Raw genomic sequence first — 20,644 nt, 5'->3', positions numbered from 1 at the left:
AAAGCTAAATTTTACGACTGGTTTCAGGTATTAACAAATCCTGACGGATGAATACGACTTCTTTTTGCAATAGGGTACCATCAATGGGCGATCGCCATTCGCCGGTTTCGTCGTAATAACGGAAACCCAATTGATCCAAGAGATTAAGCATCTCTAAAAAGACCAGGGCATTTTCGTCATAGCGGACATAGGAAAGTTCTGCCATCACTAGATCCACCTGCTCGAGGAAAGTATTTGCCCCCGCCAAGACAAGATGTTCGGCGCACTGCACATCCAGTTTAAGAATACCCCGCCCTTGGAGATTTTCTTCCTCAGCCACTTGGTCAAGGGTTTTAACCGCCACTGTCACTGTTTCATAATCCCGAAAGTCCGCTGGGGTGAGCAGGGAACTACCGTAAAGATCAGGGGAAACCTGAAAACTGAGCTGCCCCGATTCGTTTGAAACGGCAATTTCTAAAAACTTAGCTTTGGGGATATTTTTAAGATAGTAATTACGGGCAGCCTGTTCATAACGATTAATCAGAGGATCAATTAAAATGAAGCGGGCTTCGGGAAACAGTTGACTAGCGGTGTGGGACCAAATACCGTGGGAAGCCCCCACGTCCATGACAAAATCAGGGCGGTAATGGTTAACTCTCAATCGCCGCATCACTTGGTACACTTGGGTGTAATCCTTGTAGATCAGGCTGGGCACTGGAGGCTCGATAAAATGTACTAAGTCAATGGGCGATCGCCGGAAGAGGGATTCAAAGCGGTCATCGGCGGCTTGTCCTTCGGCAAGGGAACTCCAAATCCAACTGTCAATATTGTGATCACTAAATTTTTCCGCTGCTGCCACGGCATTTTCCCTAAGAACCCTTTGACGTTGGGGGTCTAAAACTTCGGCCACCGCAGCCCCAAAACTTTCTGGGGTATAGTCACAAACCACGCCAATCTGAAAACGATTAATAAAACTAGCGGCGGAGGTTTTTTTGCTCCCCATCAAAATTACTGGCGTGTTAGATGTGGCCAGGGCAAACAAGATCCGTCCAGGTAAACTCAGTTGAGAAAGCTGGGGCTGGTCATCCCGCTCATCCATGGTGCCGGTGGGAACCACCACAAAAGGATATTCCTTCAGTTTTTCCACCAACTTATCTTCGGGAAAAAGTCCTTGAGGATAAATACCTTTGGCTTGTAAGTCCTGTTCGGATTCCGTTAGCCAATAATATTTGGAGTTGCCGTACCAATCTAATTGCATACCAGCTTCCTTCACACTGTGACAGAGGTCGGCAAACCACCGTTGACTCCAGATACTGCCCAGGAGGGCGCCCCGCTTTTGTTGACAGTTTTCCTGTCGGGGCTCAAACACTGTCGTTTTAATTAAATTGTGGGGAACCACTGCTGGCAAAATCCAAAACTTCAAACCAAATTTATTTTCGTAGGCATCCCGCAGTTCTGGGTGAGTGGCAAAGCGCACATCTGCCTTTTGCAAAAATTCCTCCATCAGAGCATCGGGAATATTGTTGACTCGAATATTTTGGTCGTCCATAATCCAAATTCCCAGGGGGACCCCAAATAATTCCTTAATGGCGATCGCCGTCAGCACATCTTCGGTGTAATAGGGCACACAAAAGATCCGACTAACTTCATGGTCAGCGAAAATCTGGGTGATATTGGTGAAAACCTGCTTGCGGCTCCAGCCCCGCTGGGGAAGATAGTAAGACTCGAGACCAAAGTTATGTTCACCGCCGTAATGATTGTCGGAGCGCACAGAAATAATTTGCCCATCGTTGGGGAACACCCGCCGCACCAAAGCCCCTGTACCGTGGCGATGGGTGACTTCATTGGCGGTGACAACCACACTGGCATCAATGATCTTGGCCGACTGAGCTTCAAAACGGGCATCCATAGCTTGACCTTGGGCGAGGGGATCCCAAATCCATTGGGCAATGCCGTCTGCACTGAGGTTTTGCCCCAGCTTAAAAGCTTGTTTACGCATGGGCCCTTGGTTTTCTAATAAGTAATCAATTTTGGCGGAAAAGTCCTCTGGTTGGTAAGCACAGACAGTACCGATGCCCTGGCTCTGGACAAATTGGGCCACCGCACTTTCGGGGGAGCCCACAACGAGAATTGGCAGATTGGCAGTGGCAGTGATAAAGCAACTACGGGAAGGTAGGCTTAATTTTGTTAATTCTGGGCGATCGCCGCTCTGGTCAGAAATGCCTGTGGGAATAACGGCAAAATCAGCGGTTCGAAGAATATCAATTAACTCATCTTCTGGCACAAAGCCCTTAAAGTTAATGCCGTCTTCTCCCAACTCCGCTTCGTTAAAATTCAGCCAATCCCGGTTGGGGTTACCATACCAATCAATTTTTACCCCCGTGGCTCGACACAAAGAACGCAGTTGATCTAACCATTGTTGACTCCAGACATTGCCAATCATCACGCCCTGCCGCTTACTCGGCGATCGGTCCCAGCTCTGGGGCGGTTCAGTTTTAATTAAATGTCCCTGCACCACCGGAGGCACAAACCAAAACTTACGCTTGAATTTAGCTTCATAGGCATCACAGAGGGGACGGGAAATGCCCAAGCAAATATCAGCCCGGTACAATAATTCATCTACCAAACTATCGGGTACCTGGGGAGAGTAGATATTTTGATCGTCCATAATGAAAACACACAATGGACAGTTATACAGTCGCTTTAGGGCAATGGAAATTTGGTAATCCTCTGGGAAATAAGGTACCGATAAAAATCTTCGGGGAGCATAATAGTGCAACAGCCACTGCACCTGTTGGGCAATGGTGACAAAACTTCCTCCCTGCACTAAAAAATGGCGATCGCCAAACTCCTGTTGCCCGCCGTAAAGATCATGGGAGCGAATTGTCAATAGCTCATCTGAGTTGGGAAAAAGCCTTTGCAGTAAAACCCCCACCCCATGGTCGGCATTAATTTCACAATGGCTAATAACTATGTCCCTTTCCAAAGAATGAATACTACGGCCCAGGGATTGGAGGGCATCGGCCAGTTCCTGTTGTAGGTTGTAGTGATTTTCAGTTAATTCGACCATGGTGATAATCAAGGGATGTTAAAAATTAGTAAAAGCAACTAATTTCAATTGCTTACCAGGGGCTTTGACCCTGGCATCATAGCACACTGGTAAGGTTATTAATAACTCCAAAAAAGCAACAAAAAGCGACTTCCCCTGTAGAAGAAATCGCTTTAAAAATAGTTTCTGTAAACTTTAAGTTTTGATTGAGTTAGCTCGAATTATGAGGGATAACTCCCAAGACTTAGAACCTGTTTGTAAAGTCTGACTCTGCTCCCTAAATCTCCCGATGCTGGGGGACTTTGACTTAGTTTCCCCCCAAACTTGGGTGACCAGGGAGGCTTTTCAAACACGCTCTTAAGCTGTGGTTAAAAGCTGTGCAAGAAGCACCTAGGCTTCTTTCCGGGTGGAAAGGTCACCAACCTTAGCAAACACACCAAATTCCACTTGTTCTTCCAAACCAGGATCAACCCCAGCAAATACGTCACGGAACAGAGTCCGGGAACCATGCCAGATGTGACCAAAGAAGAAGAGCAAGGCAAAGACAGCGTGGCCAAAGGTAAACCAACCCCGGGGACTGGTGCGGAATACACCATCAGAGTTGAAGGTTTCCGTATCGAAGTCGAAGCCTTCACCCAACTGAGCTTTCCGGGCAAACTTCTTCACATCACTGGGATTGCTGAAGGTCTGGCCGTCTAAAGCACCACCGTAGAAGCTGACGGTAACACCGGTTTGTTCCACACTGAATTTAGACTCGGAACGACGGAAGGGAATATCCGCCCGGACTACACCATCCGCATCGGTCATGATGACGGGGAAAGTTTCAAAGAAGTTAGGCATACGCCGTACCTCCAGTTCCCGACCTTCTTTGTCTTTGAATATGGGGTGACCAATCCATTCCTGGGCAATGCCATCACCACTGTTCATAGCACCGGTACGAAACAAACCACCTTTAGCGGGGCTGTTACCGACGTAATCGTAGAAAGCCAACTTTTCAGGGATGGTGGACCAGGCTTCAGATAGGGAAGCTCCTTCTGCTAACTGGCTATCAACCCGGCGTTGGATTTCTTCTTGAAAATAACCCTTATCCCACTGATAACGGGTGGGGCCAAAGAGTTCGATGGGGGTGGTGGCATTACCGTACCACATGGTACCGGCCACGACGAAAGCGGCAAAAAATACAGCGGCAATACTACTGGACAATACGGTCTCAATATTCCCCATGCGGAGGGCTTTATACAAGCGCTCAGGGGGCCGTACCGTAAGGTGGAAAAGACCGGCAATGATACCGACAATACCAGCAGCAATGTGGTGAGCCACTACCCCACCGGGGTTAAACGGGTTAAAGCCAGCTGGTCCCCATTCCGGTGCCACTGGCTGTACGTGGCCCGTCAGACCATAGGGGTCGGATACCCACATGCCAGGGCCCCAAACGCCGGTGAGGTGGAAAGCACCAAAACCGAAGCAGAGCAAACCAGACAAGAAGAGGTGAATACCAAACATTTTGGGCAAATCCAATGCGGATTCACCGGTACGGGGGTCAACAAATAATTCCAGGTCCCAAAATACCCAGTGCCATACGGCGGCTAGGAACAACAGACCAGATAGAACGATGTGGGCAGCAGCTACCCCTTCAAAGGACCAGAAACCGGGATCCAAACCAGTTTCTCCGGTGACGCTCCAGCCATTCCAGGAACTGGTGACACCGAGGCGGGCCATGAAGGGCAAAACAAACATGCCTTGCCGCCACATGGGGTTAAGCACAGCATCGCTGGAGTCAAAAATGGCCAACTCATAGAGAGCCATAGATCCAGCCCAGCCAGCCACTAGGGCAGTGTGCATTAAATGGACAGAGATGAGTCGCCCTGGATCATTCAGGACAACTGTATGAACGCGATACCAAGGTAGTCCCATTGACGCTCCTTCTAGTAACGAATAGTGTTTTGTGTCTTAAAGACGTTTTAATTTTTATTCTGCGTTGGGTAAATAAAACCCTTGTCTATAGGTTGTGTTAACCGAACAAGACAGACAGAGTCAAGTTTTATCCATTATCCCTTACAAAGTGAGAATATTTTGAAGGATTGTAACGAGCGGCCAGGATTTCTGCAAGCTGTCCAGGGGATAGGCAAAGGGCTTGAATGACCTAGGGACGGTGCGGTTAGCCCCACCTTGCTCCCATAAGAAACTGGCGATCGCCCATGGCGCGGCCACGATGGAATGGCCAGGGACTACACTTTTGTTGCTGACCTGATGATGGGGGTGAGCGAAGCTGAATTCATCAGTTTGGGGAATACTCCAAAGTGCGGATTCCACCGTCGGTTTGATTACTGTCTACCGGTCCAGGGACAACAAATGAAAAAATGACTACAAAAAGCTAGTGACAAGGAAAAAGTAAAATGCCGATCGCCTTGGGGGTTTCGATTTTACCTATGGCAGAGGTGATGGGGTTGAGCAAAAAATATTCTGACCGTTTTTAGCTATTTACGAGTGATACTCAAGGGAATTTCTTGATGTTCTTGTGGCATTCCCCAAAATTCCTGTAGTGTGGGCCCATTTTTCACTCGGCGATCGCCAAAGAAAAAATTAATCAGCTCATGTACTAAAACGCGACGACCCATCAGGGTAAACCAATACATTCCCCGTCGCGAAGCTTTATTCGGTTGAAACAATAAACGCCATAGTGCTTTCGGTCGAGTTTGTAGCAAAATTTCAATCAACTTTACCCACAGAAAAATTCGCCAGGGAGGCATATGGGTAGCTGCTAAAACTTGGTGCTTATAGTCCCATTTGGTTTGATCAAGTTGGATGACACGCCTTTCCGATGCAATGCCATAGAAACTAGTCCAACGATGGGGCGTAACGTACAACGACATAATTTGATCGGGATCGTAATACAGTAACTGCTTTAAAGCCTGAATAAAATCACGATCTCTAACCTCTTCAAAATCCGTTACCCAAGTGGCAAGGGAGAGAATATTATGCTGTCTTAATAATCGAATTGCTTCACGATCAGTGCTTGTCTTACTTCCTTTTCGTATGTGCTTGAGCGTAGCTTCATTTGTATTTTCCATACCTAACAAAAATCGCTCGACTCCTGCCCTGCGGTAAAGATGTAGAATATCGGCATCCCGTACAATATCATCTGCTCGAGTTGAACCGATAATAGTTATGGATATATTTTCGGCGATGATAGCTTCGCAAAACTCTTGCCAAATGGCTTTATTTACCGTTGGATTTTCATCCGCTAAATTAAATAATTGTACGCCGTGAGTTCGATGGAGCCAGACAATTTCCTGGGCAAATTTTTTAGGATCACGATGTCGCCAACGGGCCCAAAATCCCCTTTGTCCGCAATAGTTACACAAATGGGGACAACCCCGGGAAAACTGGATAACCACGGCCTGTTTACCGCCATAATAACTATATTTTTTCAAGTCTACGAGTTCCCAGCCCACACGATAGACATCAAGGTCTTGAATCATCGGAGCAGGAAGCGTTTCAATAATTTGTTCGTCGCGACGGAAGGCAATACCATCTACTTTATTTAAATCATTATGATTTTCAAGGGCGGCTATCAATTTGGCAACAGTAGCTTCACCTTCACCTCGAACAATAAAATCAATTTGGGGTTCCTTTGTTAGGATGTCATGAAAATGATAAGTCGGAAAAACACCACCATAAACAATTATCAAGTTTGGCAATCGTTCACGTAAAAACAACGTTAGGCGGCAAACGATGGGATGGGCAGAAGTTGATCCAGAATGCCCAATCAAAAGTAATTGTGGGCAATGAGCGCAAACTCGTTCTACGATTTCACTGTCTGTAAGTGGACCAAATTCAGCATCGAGCAGAGTAACATCATGGCCAGCATCCAACAATGGGCCACCAATACTTAAAAGCCCCAGAGGTGGCAGTTGTTCCTTTGGAATTCGGCTACCAATGGCCGGGTGGGGTGGGTTTAAAATGAGAATCCGCATTATTGTGCTTTATCCACTTTTTTTAGTCAGGGTCAGGCCATCCATGTCTCGATCTCCTAAGATTGTTCAAAAGCGCTCGCTAGTCTGATGATGACTAAGTAGATATTGGTAAATTATTTGGATATACGCAAAAAAAGCTAGCTTTATTGTTTAAGTGAACCTATCTAGGGTGCGGTATTGAATAGCTTCCGCCAGATGAGATGCTTGGATATGCTCCGATCGCCCTAGGTCAGCGATGGTGCGGGATACTTTCAAAATGCGGTCCATGGCCCGGGCGGAGAGCCCCAGTTTTTTGATCGCTCCTTCCAGCAGTTGACGGCAGTTTTCATCCAAGTGACAAAATTGACGCAATTGCCCTGCCTGCATTTCGGCATTACAACTAATTTTTGCATCTTTACTAAATCTGGCGATCGCCATGGCCCTGGCCTTGGCTACTCTTTGCCGCACTGGTTCTGAACTTTCTCCCTGGCCTTGGCTAGTCATTTCCTCTGGCTTAAGACGGTTAACTGCCACCTGTAGATCAATGCGGTCCATCAAAGGGCCAGAAAGCTTAGACCAATACATTTCCCTCTGGCGAGGAGAACAGGAACAGGCTTGAATGGGATCGCCAAAATAACCACAGGGACAGGGATTGGTGCTGGCAATCAGGGTAAATTGGGCTGGGAACATGATGGTTTGCTTGGTGCGGGAAATGGTAACGTGCCCGTCCTCCAAGGGTTGACGCAAAAATTCCAACACATTGCGTTTAAATTCTGTCAGTTCATCTAAAAACAAAACCCCCCGATGGGCCAAGGAAATTTCCCCCGGCCGAGGAAAACTCCCCCCTCCCACTAGGGAAGGACCAGAGGCGGAATGGTGGGGACTGCGAAAAGGACGCTGACGGATTAATTGTCCCCGTTCTTTCAGTAACCCTGCCACAGAATGGACTTGGGACACTTCCAACGCTTCTTCAAATTGGAGCGGCGGCAAGATACCAGGCAAACGGCGAGCCAACATGGTTTTCCCACTGCCTGGTGGGCCGACAAAAATCAAGTTATGGCCTCCGGCGGCGGCAATTTCTAAGGCTCTCCGGCCATGGGATTGCCCTTTCACATCTTTCAAATCCAAACAAGGCAGGGAGGTGTTCCACTGTTGCTTGGCATCCTGGGCATTAACTGGGGTAAATTTTTCCGGTGCTCCGAGAAAGTCCACCACTTCTTTAATGTGGTCGAAGCCATAGACTTTTAAGCCCTGCACCACGGAGGCTTCCAAGGCGTTGCCCGACGGTACCACTATGCCTGCTAAGCCCATTTTTTGCGCTGTGGCCGCAATGGGAAGAACACCGGCGATCGCCCGTAAACTGCCATCCAGGGACATTTCCCCTAAAAACAAATAATCTCCCAATAGTTGGGCATCCACCTGCTCCGATGCGGCCAGGATGCCAATGCCAATGGGTAAGTCAAAGCTGGGGCCTTCTTTACGTAAATCGGCCGGGGTGAGATTAATGACAATGCGCCGCACGGGGAAAGCAAAGCCCGCATTCTTTAACGCCGCCTTGACCCGTTCCCTGGATTCCTGCACTGCCGTATCTGGTAGCCCCACCACGGCGATCGCCGGAAGCCCAGCGGAAACGTCTACTTCTACCCCGACCTTAATGGCATCAATGCCCAACAGGGAAGCACTCCAAACCCTTGCTAACATAGTCGACCCACAAACTCAGTTCACCTAGCCTGATTTTACCTATCAAGATAACATGGGAAAATTTTCACTAAAGGTCCCAAACTCTGCAGGGTGACAATGGACTGTGGGCTTAGTTAGCCAAGAGGCAAGATAGCTACTCTGCTCAGACGCAAAGTAGCCTACTTAGCGCCATAGAAAAAAGCAATTTCTTTATCCTTGAGGGGTGCAAAGCCAGCGTCAATTAATTTTTGGTCTAGTTCTGCCTGGACAATATGTTTGGCTCCAATGCGGACAATGCGGGAGCGCATGGTATTACTGACCCCACTGCGTTGCCGACCTGCTTCCAAGCCCATCACCTGATGATAGAGTTCCAGCTTGGCTTCGGGAATGGCACTGCCATCAAAATCAATGCCAGCGGCGATCGCCTGGTCAATGGCATCGGCTCCTTTAGTTGTATTAGCCATGATCAATATTACCCTCGAGTTATTTTACTTTAATTATCCTAGCGAAAAAGGGTCACTAAAATTACCAATTCCCACCGGATAATTATCGTTATTAAATCAAATTAGTGCCATTAATTAGTGTTATTAATCTCCATTTAGCCAGATGGTTAGTAATCTAACTACCATGATGATGGCAACAATAAACCCATGTGGCCGGATAATCGAAGTAATGTTCCTTTTTCCAAATGGGTAATCTCAGTTTAATTTGGTCAATAACATACTGAGTACCTTGAAAAGCAGCTTGGCGATGGCTAGCCACAGTCCCCACCCATACTGCAGTTTCACCAATTTTTAAATGGCCACTACGATGGACGGCGATCGCCTGGTGGAGATCATATTTTTCTTTAGCTTCAGCAATAATTTTAAAACCCTCGTTGATGGCTAACTCCCGATAGACTTGGTATTCCAAAGAGTCGACTTGTTTACCGTCATTGTGGTTTCTCACCCAACCAGCAAAAGTTACTAGGGCTCCAGCTTGGTCACACTGTAAAGCTGAAATTAAAGGTTGGGTATTGATTGGTTGATCACTAATGTCAAATAAAGCTAAAGCCATGGAAATTAACCCCCAGCAACGGGGGGGATAAAAACAATTGTGGACTGGTCTAAAATTATATTTTCCATGGTGGTAAATTCATCATTAACTGCCACTTTGACTTGGGAGGAGGATAAATTAAAACCATGACGTTTAGCCAAGGAATCATAAAGTTCTTGGTAGGTATTTAGCTTTGTTACTAAACTTTCTTCTGCAACCTTAGCCTGTTCTTGGAGAGAAGCAAAATATCTGAGTTTAATTGATTTGGCCATAATCTTCAGGACTATTAATATTAGCGATATCAAATAAATTATCCGGTTTAATCAGCTGACAATCTGCCATTTGTAAAATTTTAACTGGACAATGTAAACCAATATTTTGGGCTTTAGTAAATAACTGTAGAGCAAGGGGAGTATAAAAACCACAGAGAGCTTCGGGAAAACCTTGATCCGCATTTTCGTAGCAAGTTGCCACCAAATCTTGGCGAGCCTGGGCAATTAATTTTTCCACCATTGTACTATTGATATAGGCTAAATCACAGGCAATAATGAGCCAATTAACCCCAGGATAGCTCTGCAAAGCCGTTAAAATTCCCGACATCGGCCCCACACTTTCTCCCCTATCTACTAGGGTAGGTAAATTTTCCAACGGTGTTCCTTGCCACTGACTAGGACGGGCAGACAAGAAAACTTGCTCGCAATATTTTGCCAACAAATCATAAATATATTGCCCATGGGGTTGCCCTTGATAATTAATTAAAGCTTTATCTTTCCCCATGCGTCTACTTTTTCCCCCGGTCAACACTAAACCGTAAAGGGGCGTTTGGCTAACATCAGCTTTACCACCAGTTTTTTCGATTAATTTAGTATTTTTGATGATAATTTCTGAGCTGATAGATTTACACATATCGTAAATAGTCAATGCTGCCACTGAAACCCCGCAAAGGGCTTCCATTTCCACGCCAGTTTTGTAATTAGTGTTAACAGCACATTGTAAAAATATTTCTAAATAATCTCGCTTTTGATAAACAATATTAATATCAAATTTACACCCATGGATTGGCAAAGTGTGGCAAAAGGGAATCAGATCCGCTGTTTTTTTCACCGCCATAGTACCGGCGATAATCGCTGTTTGAATAACCGGCCCTTTCTTGAGAAAAATTTCCTGTCCTGTTAAGTAATCTTTGATAGCTTTGGGTAACTGCACTATGCACTGGGCCACCGCCCGGCGATCGCCAGCTACTTTTTGACTAATGTCCACCATACGGGGCTGTTGATTTTCGTCAAGATGGGTAAACATTTATCCTCCAATTTGATGCATAGCGTGGCTAACTTCAGGGGGACGCAAATAGGGCTTCATCCCCAATAATTGCTGATAAACATGTTGGCGTTCCAAGGATGAAAAGTTACGAATATTGATCCCTTCATTTTTAAGTAAACAAGCCCTTAGAGTGCCATCTACCGATAACCGCCAACGGGAACAATGACCGCAAAATGGCTGGGATTCGGAGGCAATAAAACCGATTATGCCTCCACAACTAGTGCTGTAACGAAATGCCGTAGCATCTAAGGCAGATTGGATCGGTTTTAGGCTATATTTTTGCTGGATTTTTGCCAGTAACTCTTGGGCAGAAATAAACGTTTTTTCTTGGTGTCGACAGGCATATCCAATACGCATAATTTCCAAAAATCTAATTTCCATTTCCCATCGCTTAGCATATTCAATAAGATCAAAAATTTCACGGTCATTAATTTCCCTCATTACTACAGTGTTAAGTTTGATTTTAAATCCCTGACGAGAAGCTAATTCAAGATTACGAAGAATTGTATTAAGGCAATTGCGATGGGTGATTTCTGAAAAAGTTTTGGCGTTTAAACTATCGAGACTAACGTTTAAATCCAGAACATTATTCTCCCCCAGGGTATCTAAATGTCGATCTAGAACAATACCATTAGTGGTTAAACCAATCTTTTTAAGTTTTAATTGACCGATGGCTCGGACAATTTCAGTAAAATTCCTTCTTAATAAAGGTTCTCCCCCCGTTAAACGGACTTCTTCCAAGCCCAACGCAATTAACTCTCCAATAATTTCCCCATATTCCTGACAAGATAAATAGCTTGATTGCTCAAGAAATATTGCATCTACTGGCATACAATAATGGCAACGCAAATTACACTGATCCGTGAGGGAAACCCTCAATTTACGAATGCGACGGCCATAACTATCAACTAAGGTCTTAGACATGGGCAATGCTAATTCTACCAGGCATAGAAAGGAAAACATTCTCCAGCCTGAAAAGATGCTTGGTGTTGGGGTAATTCCAAAAAGCCATCACTGCCAGCTAGGGCAATAAATTCCCCGGAGTTTTTGACTGGCAGTGGCTCAGCTTTAATCACCGCTTGGGGTGTGTGACTTAGTTTAACAGGCAAGAAATAGGTTAAATCTTTTTTAAAAGTAAAATCCGTAGTTAACTGAGCGTAGATTGGAGCACTATCCAAAAAATAGCGATGTAGACAAACAAGGCTAGAAATTGGATTCCCTGGCAGACCAATAATAACAGTTTTACTCCGATGATCAATACCAAAATACATTGGTTTACCAGGCTTTTGAGCCACACCATGGATATATTTAGTTACCCCCAATTGGGACCAGACTTCTGGTAAATAATCAAATTTTCCTTTAGAAATACCACCGGAATAAATCAAAACTCTATATTCCAGTTTAGCCTTTTGATAATGGCGAATAATTACTTCTTTATCATCAGCTAAGTGGGTCAAATTTACGTTTTGAAACCCTCGGCTTTGCAAAGATACTTGGAGCCCATAAATGTTAGAGCGACGTAATTGATGAATTTTTGGCTTTTGAGTAATTTCTACCAATTCATCCCCAGTAGAAATAATTTGGATGCGGGGCTTTTGTTTAACTCTAACTTTAGTTTTTCCAAAGGAAGTAATAATATTCCAGGCAGGACCATTTAACTTTGAGGAAGATTCTAAAATGACTTTGCCTGCTCGACAGTCACTAGCCTTGGGGTGAACAAATTCCCCCGGTTCTCTCTGCCGAGGATTAATAATTTTTACCTGATTATCGGCGATCGCCACTTCTTCGTAAGGAATAACCAAATCACAATTCTGGGGTAGTAGGGCTCCCGTCATCACCTCTAAGCAACCGGTCTGGTCTGGCAAACTAGATTGCGGAGTCCCAGCGGCCACCGTCCCTAAAAGCTTGAAATGACGACGGCCCTGGTGGTATTCCGACCAAGCCAAGGCAACTCCGTCCATCATCACCCGATCGCCGGGGGGATAATCCCGGTCAGCTTCAATGGATTCTGCCAAAACTCTCCCATAGCTACCATCAACATCCATGGTAGTATCACCAAAATTGGGCCAATGGGCTTGGATAATTTCAACGGCGGCGGCAACGGAAATCATTTCGGTGGTCCCCCATTACCATTTCTTGTAGGGTAAAAACTTACCATTCATCGTTACTTTAACCCGATCGCCTTTAGGGTCTGCTTCCTTCTCAATGTCTAAGGTGAAGTCGATGGCACTCATGATACCGTCCCCAAATTTCTCATGGATTACTTCCTTCATGGGCATACCGTAGACCTGCATGATCTCATAAAAGCGATAAATGAGGGGATCTGTGGGCACAACCGGCCCCAAACCCTTAACCGAAGGAGCAGTCAGTTCGGGCACAAGATCATCGCTCAAGCCAAGGCAGTGAAGAAGTTTCTCCGCCTCATCAACGGAGGCGCTGGCCTGTCGATAAATCACAGCAGCAATCCAGACTTCATCCCGTCCGAGCAATTGTTCTAAATCAGCAAACGTGATTCCCTTTGCTTTTTTTGCTTCCAGCAGTTTTGTCGTGATAGCGGAAATTTCAGTGCCAGCCATGGGTTTCTCCTTGTGATTAGTTGTAATTAAATGTGATCCAATAATTTCAGTTCAATGGAATTATTTTTTCGGTGAGTAAGTTACCTACCTATCCACGAACCATTGCCGCCCAGCAGAGTTCAAAGCCATGGGATTCCCACGGGAAAACTCCCACAGGGTATTACAGCTGATAAATCTGGGGACATTAACGATGGGGAAGCGGACTAGGACTAGAACCCTAAAATCAACGCCGCACAGCGCCAAATTGTTCAATCAAAATCTGAGCTAACAAAGGCTGCAGTTCATCACAGGGAATACTCTTATGGACACAGGTACCCAAATGGGCATCCTTACCCACTTTTCCCCCCAGATAAACATCGGCACCATCCACTGTTTTGCCATCTTTCCGCACTTTGGTTCCCATCAGGCCAATGTCCGCCACCTGGGGTTGGCCACAGGAATTGGGACATCCAGTCCAGTGGATCCGCACGGGCTTAGGCACCGTCAACTCTTTTTCCAAAGCCGCCACCATGGCCAAAGCTCGATTTTTTGTTTCAATCAAGGCAAACTTGCAAAACTGCGCCCCCGTACAGGACACCACTGACCGTTGCAGATTGTGGGGGTCAACTCGAAACTTAGTTAATAACGGTTCCGCCAACAAAGCCTCCAGTTTTTCGTCAGGGACATTGACCAAAATTAAATTCTGTTCCACCGTCAGCCGCACTTCCCCACTTCCATAGGTATCTGCTAAACGGGAGAGTTCAAAAAAGTCATTGGCATAGAGACGGCCCACCGGCACATGGAGACCCACGTAATTTAACCCGGCTTGTTTCTGGGGATGAACCCCTAAATGATCTCGCTTATCCCAATCTAATTCGTCCTTAGGAGCCGCTGTTAACAGAGGGAAAGGCAACTTAGCGGCCACTTCTTCCCGGAATTTAGCCACCCCCCATTCATCAATTAGCCACATTAGGCGGGACTTTTGACGGTTAGCCCGCAGACCATGGTCACGGTAAATTTCCAAGATAGAACGGCATAAATCCACCACCTGCTGATCCGGTTGCACCCAAGCATCGAGGGGAATAGCGGCTTCACAACGACGGGAAGAGAAAAAGCCCCCCACCACTACGTTAAAACCGAGAATTCCCTCCCGATAGGCTGGGACAAAAGCCACGTCGTTAATTTCTGCGTGGACAGAATTATCCCGGCTTCCTTCGATGGCAATGTTAAACTTCCTGGGCAAGTTGGTGAATTCCGGATTGCCCCGACCACCATTGGTGATCATGTCCTGTACCCCTTGCACCAGGTCTCTGGTATCAATCAATTCATCTTTTTCCAACCCTGCCACCGGAGAGCCTGTGATGTTACGGACATTATCCATGCCGGACTGGACCGAGGTTAGACCACAGCTTTCCAGCTTGCTAAAAATATCGGGAATATCTTCAATTTTGATGCCCCGGACCTGCAAATTTTGCCTGGTGGTGATGTCCCCATTGCCCCGATCGCCGTAGCGGTTAATAATGTCGCCAATGACCTGTAATTGCTGACTGGTGAGCAAGCCGTGGGGAATACGAAAACGGAGCATAAACTCGCCGGGGGTGACAGGGCGGAAAAAAATGCCTAACCACTTCAAGCGCAGATCCCGGTCCTCTTCGGGGATATTTTCCCAACCAATCTGGGCAAAATGTTCCAACTCAGCCCGGACAGCCAAACCATCTTTGGTTGCCTTAACGGTCTCAAATTTATTAGCCACAACGCTTCAAGCCAGATAACAGTAGAGATCAATATAGGGTTCCCGTTTCGTTAAAATTTGTAACGTAAATTACACTCAGCCAAGGCATATGCAGTTTACGCATTTAGCATATGCGTTAAATTTTGTTAAACATGTTTTAGTCAATCATCATCATTATTGACCAATGATATTGATGGTATAGGCAAGGATCAATGAAGTCCTGCAGGGGGGCAAAAAAGCATTACCAGCCAATAAATTTCTATAAACTCAAATTCAAAAAGCTTTGTGAACAATTAAACCGAAAAATATTTATCGCCAGCAAAAATTTGGGGCTGGTGGGGAGTTGCCCTTCTCCCCGCAGCATTCTGAGCTTGTTTTCCTACATCCCTTGGGGCGCTGAAATACCAGGTAAAGCATTCAACTGGGCCGCCGTGAGGGGATTACCCCCAAACTGTTCCACCGACCAAGCCAATGCTCCCGTTAAGCCTGCATTGTAATCAATGGCCACTTCGTTGCTGATGTAGTCATCCCGGGAGTCGTTATAACTAAAGTCATTGGCCGCAGTGGGACCGCCCACCAAAGCACCGAACAAAATATGCTCATTGGGCAAGCCGTTGCGGAAACCGTCCCAGCCCACTCCCGAAGCTGCCCGATGGTGGGGCTGTTGGGGAAAATCATTGCCGTAACCCACCATATAGCTAGCATTGCGGGGATTACTGCCTAAAATATAGTCCACTGTGTCCTGGGCTAACTGGGCATACTTACCAGTGGGATCGGTTAAGCCGTCGGAATAGACCGCTGCCAGCATTGCCGTATTGGCCGCGTAGCGTAGGGAACCCCATTGGCTAATAAACCGCAAACCGCCGTCAGTGATTTGCACCCCATCGGTGCCATTGACCCAAGCATCTAGCCAGCGGGTCACATCTTGTTTAATCGCTTGATTACCGGTGTCTTGGGCTAATATTACCGCCACACCATAGGAGGCATCGTCCCAATTGTGGGTCCAACCCCGACTCAATCCCCCAATGTCACTGTTGTAAATGTTCAATGCCTTTTGCAGATAGGCAGAACCATCCCCCCCTGCACTATTAACCGCCCGGGACAACCACGCTGCCCCATAGGCCAACTCATCTTCATAGCCACTCCAGGAGTTGTAATAGTTCCGCACTTCGGGAATAGAGTCGGAATATTTACCCCGGTAGGTGTCCGCAAATCGATATAAAGATTGGGCATTGACTAACAATTCATCCGCATAGGCAAAATCCCCCGCTTCTCGGAACAGAATAGAAGCCGCCGCCAGGGCCGCCGCTGAACCCGCCGCCACATCGGAACCAGGTTTATTAGCAGTAACCGCCATGGCTGGCCGGGCAATGGTTTGGCTTTCCGGGGCACTCCAGAGGGAATGATCTGCTGAAGCGTTACCCACCTGGGCGACAAAAAATACTGTCTCTCCATTGGCGTTGGTAACGTGAGCTTTGAGTAGATAGTCCGTCCCCCACCGTATGGTTGCAAGGAGATCATCCATTTGGCCACTGGTTTGGTAACCGTCCGTAAATTCCACGCCGCCCCAGGCCAGGGTGGTTAATGTGGAAGCAAGGGGTAAGCCAAATTTGCCGTGGTCCCCCGCATCATGATAACCACCGGTTAAATCCAGGCTTAAACCTGCTTGTAAATTACCGCTACTTTGTCCACCAAAATAAATGCCATCCCGGCCATCCCTTAACCCGGAATCTCCCCGCCAGTCAATGCGTTTAGTGGATTCGTCTAAGTCTCCAGAACGGTTGGCTTCGTAAAACAGGAAAGATTTTTGCAACGCTTCGCCGTAATTATGGTCCCCATTGGCGATCGCCGGGGGATCGACGGGATCAACAGGATTGGGGTTAGGATTAATGGGGTCAGTGGGGGGATTGGGATTAGTGGGAGTTCCTCCAGTATTACCACCAGAGCCAGTGCTGGGTTGACCAACTATACCGCCACCGAGAAAGAGTAAATCTGCGGTTAAGGCCCCGTCGTTGGCGATCGCCGTTCCTTGGGTACCGTTAAAGCCAACTTTGACCGAACTGCCAGGGGCAATGGAAGCGGCCCATTCACTGCCGGTGACCACATAACGGGTAATGCCTCCTCCTAAATCTGTACTTTGGACAGTGGCTCCCCAGGGGCTACCGGAAATTTTATGCACCGTATCAAAGGTAAAGCTCCAGCTATTAAGCTTAGTTCCCGAAACGTTAGTTACAGTCAACTCCGCCGTAAAGCCATTCCACCAACGATTACCTCCCACCGTGACAGTGAAAGGACTAGTGGGAGAAACAGGATCGGTGGGTGGGGGCGTGACTGGATCGGTGACCGGAGGATTGGTAGTGCCTCCCCCCATGCCATCACCGGGATCAGAACCGTGGTCCATACCGCCGCCATGGTCATGGTCACCGTGATCATGGCCACTACCATGACCCCCAGCACCGCCGCTAAATTCCCCACCACCAATGGGAGTTAAACCATTACCGGGCCTGCTCTGATGACCATCGGTAATTTGTCCCGCTGGCCCCTGGGGAGTGGCTAAACCAGTGCGACTAACAACGGTAACTTGCTCGACAGTGACCCCAAAGGCATCTTCTAAGCGGTCTTCCACCACCTGGTCATGGTGAAATTCCAAATTAGCCGGAATGAGTTGACTGCGGGTTACCCCCACCAGCAACAAAGTTTGTCCCGTGGGTTGGGTGGCAATTAATAAACCCTCCGGCGTATCGCTAACGGTTAATCTTTCCCTAGTGCCGTAGTAGAGAAAGCTCAACTTCATGGTGGCGGGGTTAAAATTCTCGATCCGTTCCTGCACCCCATACTCATGGGAACGGACATAAACCGTATTACTATTTCTTGCCCCTAAACCTAATTCCCAACTGAGGACTCCGCCAATGTCCTGCCGCAGATGCTCGTTCTGCACAATGCCAAAATTGGCCGCTGTCAAATCATCAAAGCTAACTCCCCGGATAATCTGAAACTCAGGAGTCCAAGCCCAGGGATTAATGATGGCCACTTTCCCGGTGCTGGTTTTACCAAGGATGAGGTTATGCACCGACACATCGCCAAAATCCAACCTATCCACAGCGGGATTGAAACCGACAATATCGGCGGCCGCAGGATTGGCAGCAAATACTCTACCAGTGCCGGGGTTAGGAGTGGGATCTACGACTGGATCCGTGGGAGGAATAGGATCTGGATGCTGATGTTCTCCCCCAGTCCCCCCAGTATTGGCATTAACGTCGGTGAATAATAAAGCAGAAGTCAAAGAGCCGCTATTACCGATCGCCGTTCCCTGGGTACCATTAAAACCAATGGTGACGGAACCACCGGGGGGAATACTCGATGCCCAACCAGCCCCAGTTAATGTGTAGCGGGTGATGCCATTGCCCAAATCCACGCTGGTAAAAGTTGCGCCCCAGGGATTACCGGAAATTTTGTGGACAGTGTCGAAGGTGTAAGTCCAATTGCTGAGGCTAGTGGTAGAAGTGTTGGTGATGGTGAAATCAGCGGTGAAGCCATTCCACCAGAGGGAGCCGCCCACCGCTACGGTAATGGGGGAAAGGATGCTATTCATAGGGAGGAGCGTTAAAGGGAACTTTTATAACTTAAGCAACAATTTCTGGAAACCTAAACCCTTCAAGTGGAGGGTTTTTTACTGGTCATTGCCATCCTCCCCCCTCGTTGGCGATCGCCTATAGGTAAATACTCCTAAGTTGTTCCTTGTTGGCAGACAGTAATGGGAATATTTCCCCAGAGAAAATTTACAATTAGTTGCATTTAGTCTCCCCAATTATTAGTTTGATCAAGTTGAATATTTGGCTGAAAAGACATTCAATAGCTTTAACTTAATGCCAAAATTACATGGCAATTATGGATTAAGATCTAGCAACGGGAAGGGATTTTTTCCGCACCATAACCTTCTGGAATCGCCACAAATAGGCAATAGAGGCCGCCGCTAGGCCAATGTATGTTCCGATCCAAACCCCTGCCCCCGATAGAGGGGTATAAAATCCCAGTAAATAGCTTGCGGTTAAACCAATGCCCCAATAGGCGATCGTGCCAAGCACCATGGGAATGCGGGTATCTTGTAGTCCTTGTAAGACACCGTTGGCTGTTCTTTGTAACCCGTCCAATACCAGTCCAAAAGCAGCAATCTTCATAATGGAAATACCGACATTTAAAGCCTCCCCATTGGCAGGGTCATTAAGGTCAAGATATAGTCCGATAATTTGCTGGGGATAGGCCAATAAAGCGATGCCAGCGGTCAGCATGAATAATACAGCCAAACCAATACTCACCAAGGCCGCCTGTCGAATTTGTGGCCAATGCTGTTGACCAAACCATTGCCCGACCCGAACGGTGGCCGCGTAGGACATGGCCAGAGGAACCATAAACAGAACAAGCACAGTTTGGGACACCACTTGATGGGCCGCTAAAATCGGTGTTCCCAATGCCCCCATAAAAAAGCTAGCGGTTAGATATAATCCATACTCCAAAACGGCGGCGATACCGATGGGACCTCCGACCCAAAGTAACTGTTGCAGAATTCTTGGCTTCAAATGATGGAGAGAGTCGAACAATGAATATTGATGGAGGGGTTTGTGCCAAAGCATATAAACCAGCAAGGACAGAAACATAATCCAATGGGCACTGATACTAGCAATGGCTAAGCCGGTAATTCCTAGGGCAGGAAACCCCCATTTGCCAAATCCCAACCCATAGTTGCCAAGAATATTAAACAAAGTTGCTGCGATCACAATCAGCATTATCGGCCGCGCTTGGGAAAGGGCAATAATACAGCCCCGGAGCGTAGCAAAGGCGATCGCCGGAAATAAACCCCAGGCCATCACATTCAAATAGGAATCTGAAAGAATGATGGTTGTGTCAGCCTGGCCAGACCAATGCATCACCCCGTTGAGGTGGGTTATGAACAACATTCCCGGAATTGATAGCAGTAGGACAATCCATAAACCCTGACGAGTTAATTGCCCAATGCGCCGGGTTTGGCCAGCGCCATAGGCCTCTGCCACTAGGGGGCTGACCCCGGAGATTAATCCCACCCCAGTCATCATAAATGCCATAAAGATCATAGTGGCTAATCCCCCCGCCGCCAGCACATCCTGCCCCAGCCAACCCATCATGACCGTATCGACAAATCCCGTTGCCGCCTGAGCCATTTGAGCACCGGCCAGGGGCACTGCTAATTTAAGAAATTCACGGGCCTCTGCTTGCATGCCAAATCGCATTGAAATATCTGTCATAGCATTGACCCAAAGAACTAAAATAGTTATTAAATATGAAAAAACAAATTTTCTCTAAA

14 protein-coding genes are annotated in these 20,644 nt (G+C 47.1%); all 14 read right to left on the bottom strand.

Features of this window, described 5'->3' with window-relative positions:
* Positions 1 to 4: 4 nt before the first annotated feature.
* A complete protein-coding gene (locus C7I86_RS13090) occupies positions 5 to 3,049 on the bottom strand; it encodes an FkbM family methyltransferase (RefSeq protein ID WP_106907934.1) in 3,045 nt (1,014 codons plus the stop codon).
* A gap of 369 nt (positions 3,050 to 3,418) precedes the next feature.
* Positions 3,419 to 4,942: a photosystem II chlorophyll-binding protein CP47 gene (gene psbB / locus C7I86_RS13085; protein WP_010873685.1), complete on the bottom strand. Its 1,524-nt coding sequence runs from the start codon at positions 4,940 to 4,942 to the stop codon at positions 3,419 to 3,421.
* A 563-nt stretch (positions 4,943 to 5,505) separates the two neighbouring features.
* Positions 5,506 to 7,005 (bottom strand): magnesium-protoporphyrin IX monomethyl ester anaerobic oxidative cyclase, encoded by a 1,500-nt coding sequence (gene bchE, locus C7I86_RS13080; RefSeq protein WP_010873684.1) that lies wholly within the window; start codon positions 7,003 to 7,005, stop codon positions 5,506 to 5,508.
* 150 nt (positions 7,006 to 7,155) lie between these two features.
* Complete coding sequence (locus tag C7I86_RS13075) at positions 7,156 to 8,685, bottom strand: YifB family Mg chelatase-like AAA ATPase (RefSeq protein WP_010873683.1); 1,530 nt, start codon at positions 8,683 to 8,685, stop codon at positions 7,156 to 7,158.
* Between the two features lie 158 nt (positions 8,686 to 8,843).
* A complete protein-coding gene (locus C7I86_RS13070; RefSeq protein WP_010873682.1) occupies positions 8,844 to 9,128 on the bottom strand; it encodes a DUF4090 family protein in 285 nt (94 codons plus the stop codon).
* Between the two features lie 154 nt (positions 9,129 to 9,282).
* Entirely contained in the window at positions 9,283 to 9,720 is a 438-nt protein-coding gene (locus C7I86_RS13065; protein ID WP_010873681.1) for a molybdenum cofactor biosynthesis protein MoaE, read from the bottom strand.
* A 5-nt stretch (positions 9,721 to 9,725) separates the two neighbouring features.
* Entirely contained in the window at positions 9,726 to 9,971 is a 246-nt protein-coding gene (gene moaD / locus C7I86_RS13060) for a molybdopterin converting factor subunit 1 (protein WP_010873680.1), read from the bottom strand.
* Entirely contained in the window at positions 9,955 to 10,998 is a 1,044-nt protein-coding gene (gene moaC / locus C7I86_RS13055; protein WP_010873679.1) for a cyclic pyranopterin monophosphate synthase MoaC, read from the bottom strand. The genes moaD and moaC overlap by 17 nt, the downstream gene beginning before the upstream one ends.
* The gene (moaA, locus tag C7I86_RS13050) at positions 10,999 to 11,982 is read right to left on the bottom strand and encodes a GTP 3',8-cyclase MoaA (RefSeq protein ID WP_010873678.1); all 984 of its coding nucleotides are present in this window, start codon (positions 11,980 to 11,982) and stop codon (positions 10,999 to 11,001) included.
* Complete coding sequence (locus tag C7I86_RS13045) at positions 11,958 to 13,130, bottom strand: molybdopterin molybdotransferase MoeA (protein ID WP_010873677.1); 1,173 nt, start codon at positions 13,128 to 13,130, stop codon at positions 11,958 to 11,960. The genes moaA and C7I86_RS13045 overlap by 25 nt, the downstream gene beginning before the upstream one ends.
* A 15-nt stretch (positions 13,131 to 13,145) precedes the next feature.
* Positions 13,146 to 13,595, bottom strand: a complete 450-nt coding sequence (cynS, locus tag C7I86_RS13040) for a cyanase (protein WP_010873676.1) — start codon at positions 13,593 to 13,595, stop codon at positions 13,146 to 13,148.
* 223 nt (positions 13,596 to 13,818) lie between these two features.
* The gene (locus tag C7I86_RS13035) at positions 13,819 to 15,327 is read right to left on the bottom strand and encodes a ferredoxin--nitrite reductase (RefSeq protein WP_010873675.1); all 1,509 of its coding nucleotides are present in this window, start codon (positions 15,325 to 15,327) and stop codon (positions 13,819 to 13,821) included.
* A 358-nt stretch (positions 15,328 to 15,685) separates the two neighbouring features.
* Complete coding sequence (locus tag C7I86_RS13030) at positions 15,686 to 18,898, bottom strand: glycoside hydrolase family 9 protein (RefSeq protein WP_010873674.1); 3,213 nt, start codon at positions 18,896 to 18,898, stop codon at positions 15,686 to 15,688.
* Positions 18,899 to 19,199: 301 nt separating this feature from the next.
* On the bottom strand, positions 19,200 to 20,585 hold the full coding sequence (locus tag C7I86_RS13025) for an MATE family efflux transporter (RefSeq protein ID WP_010873673.1): 1,386 nt from the start codon (positions 20,583 to 20,585) through the stop codon (positions 19,200 to 19,202).
* Positions 20,586 to 20,644 lie beyond the last annotated feature (59 nt).

This window comes from Synechocystis sp. IPPAS B-1465 (assembly GCF_003015225.1).
Lineage (GTDB): Bacteria > Cyanobacteriota > Cyanobacteriia > Cyanobacteriales > Microcystaceae > Synechocystis.
This window is presented reverse-complemented; position numbering and strand designations above follow the sequence as displayed.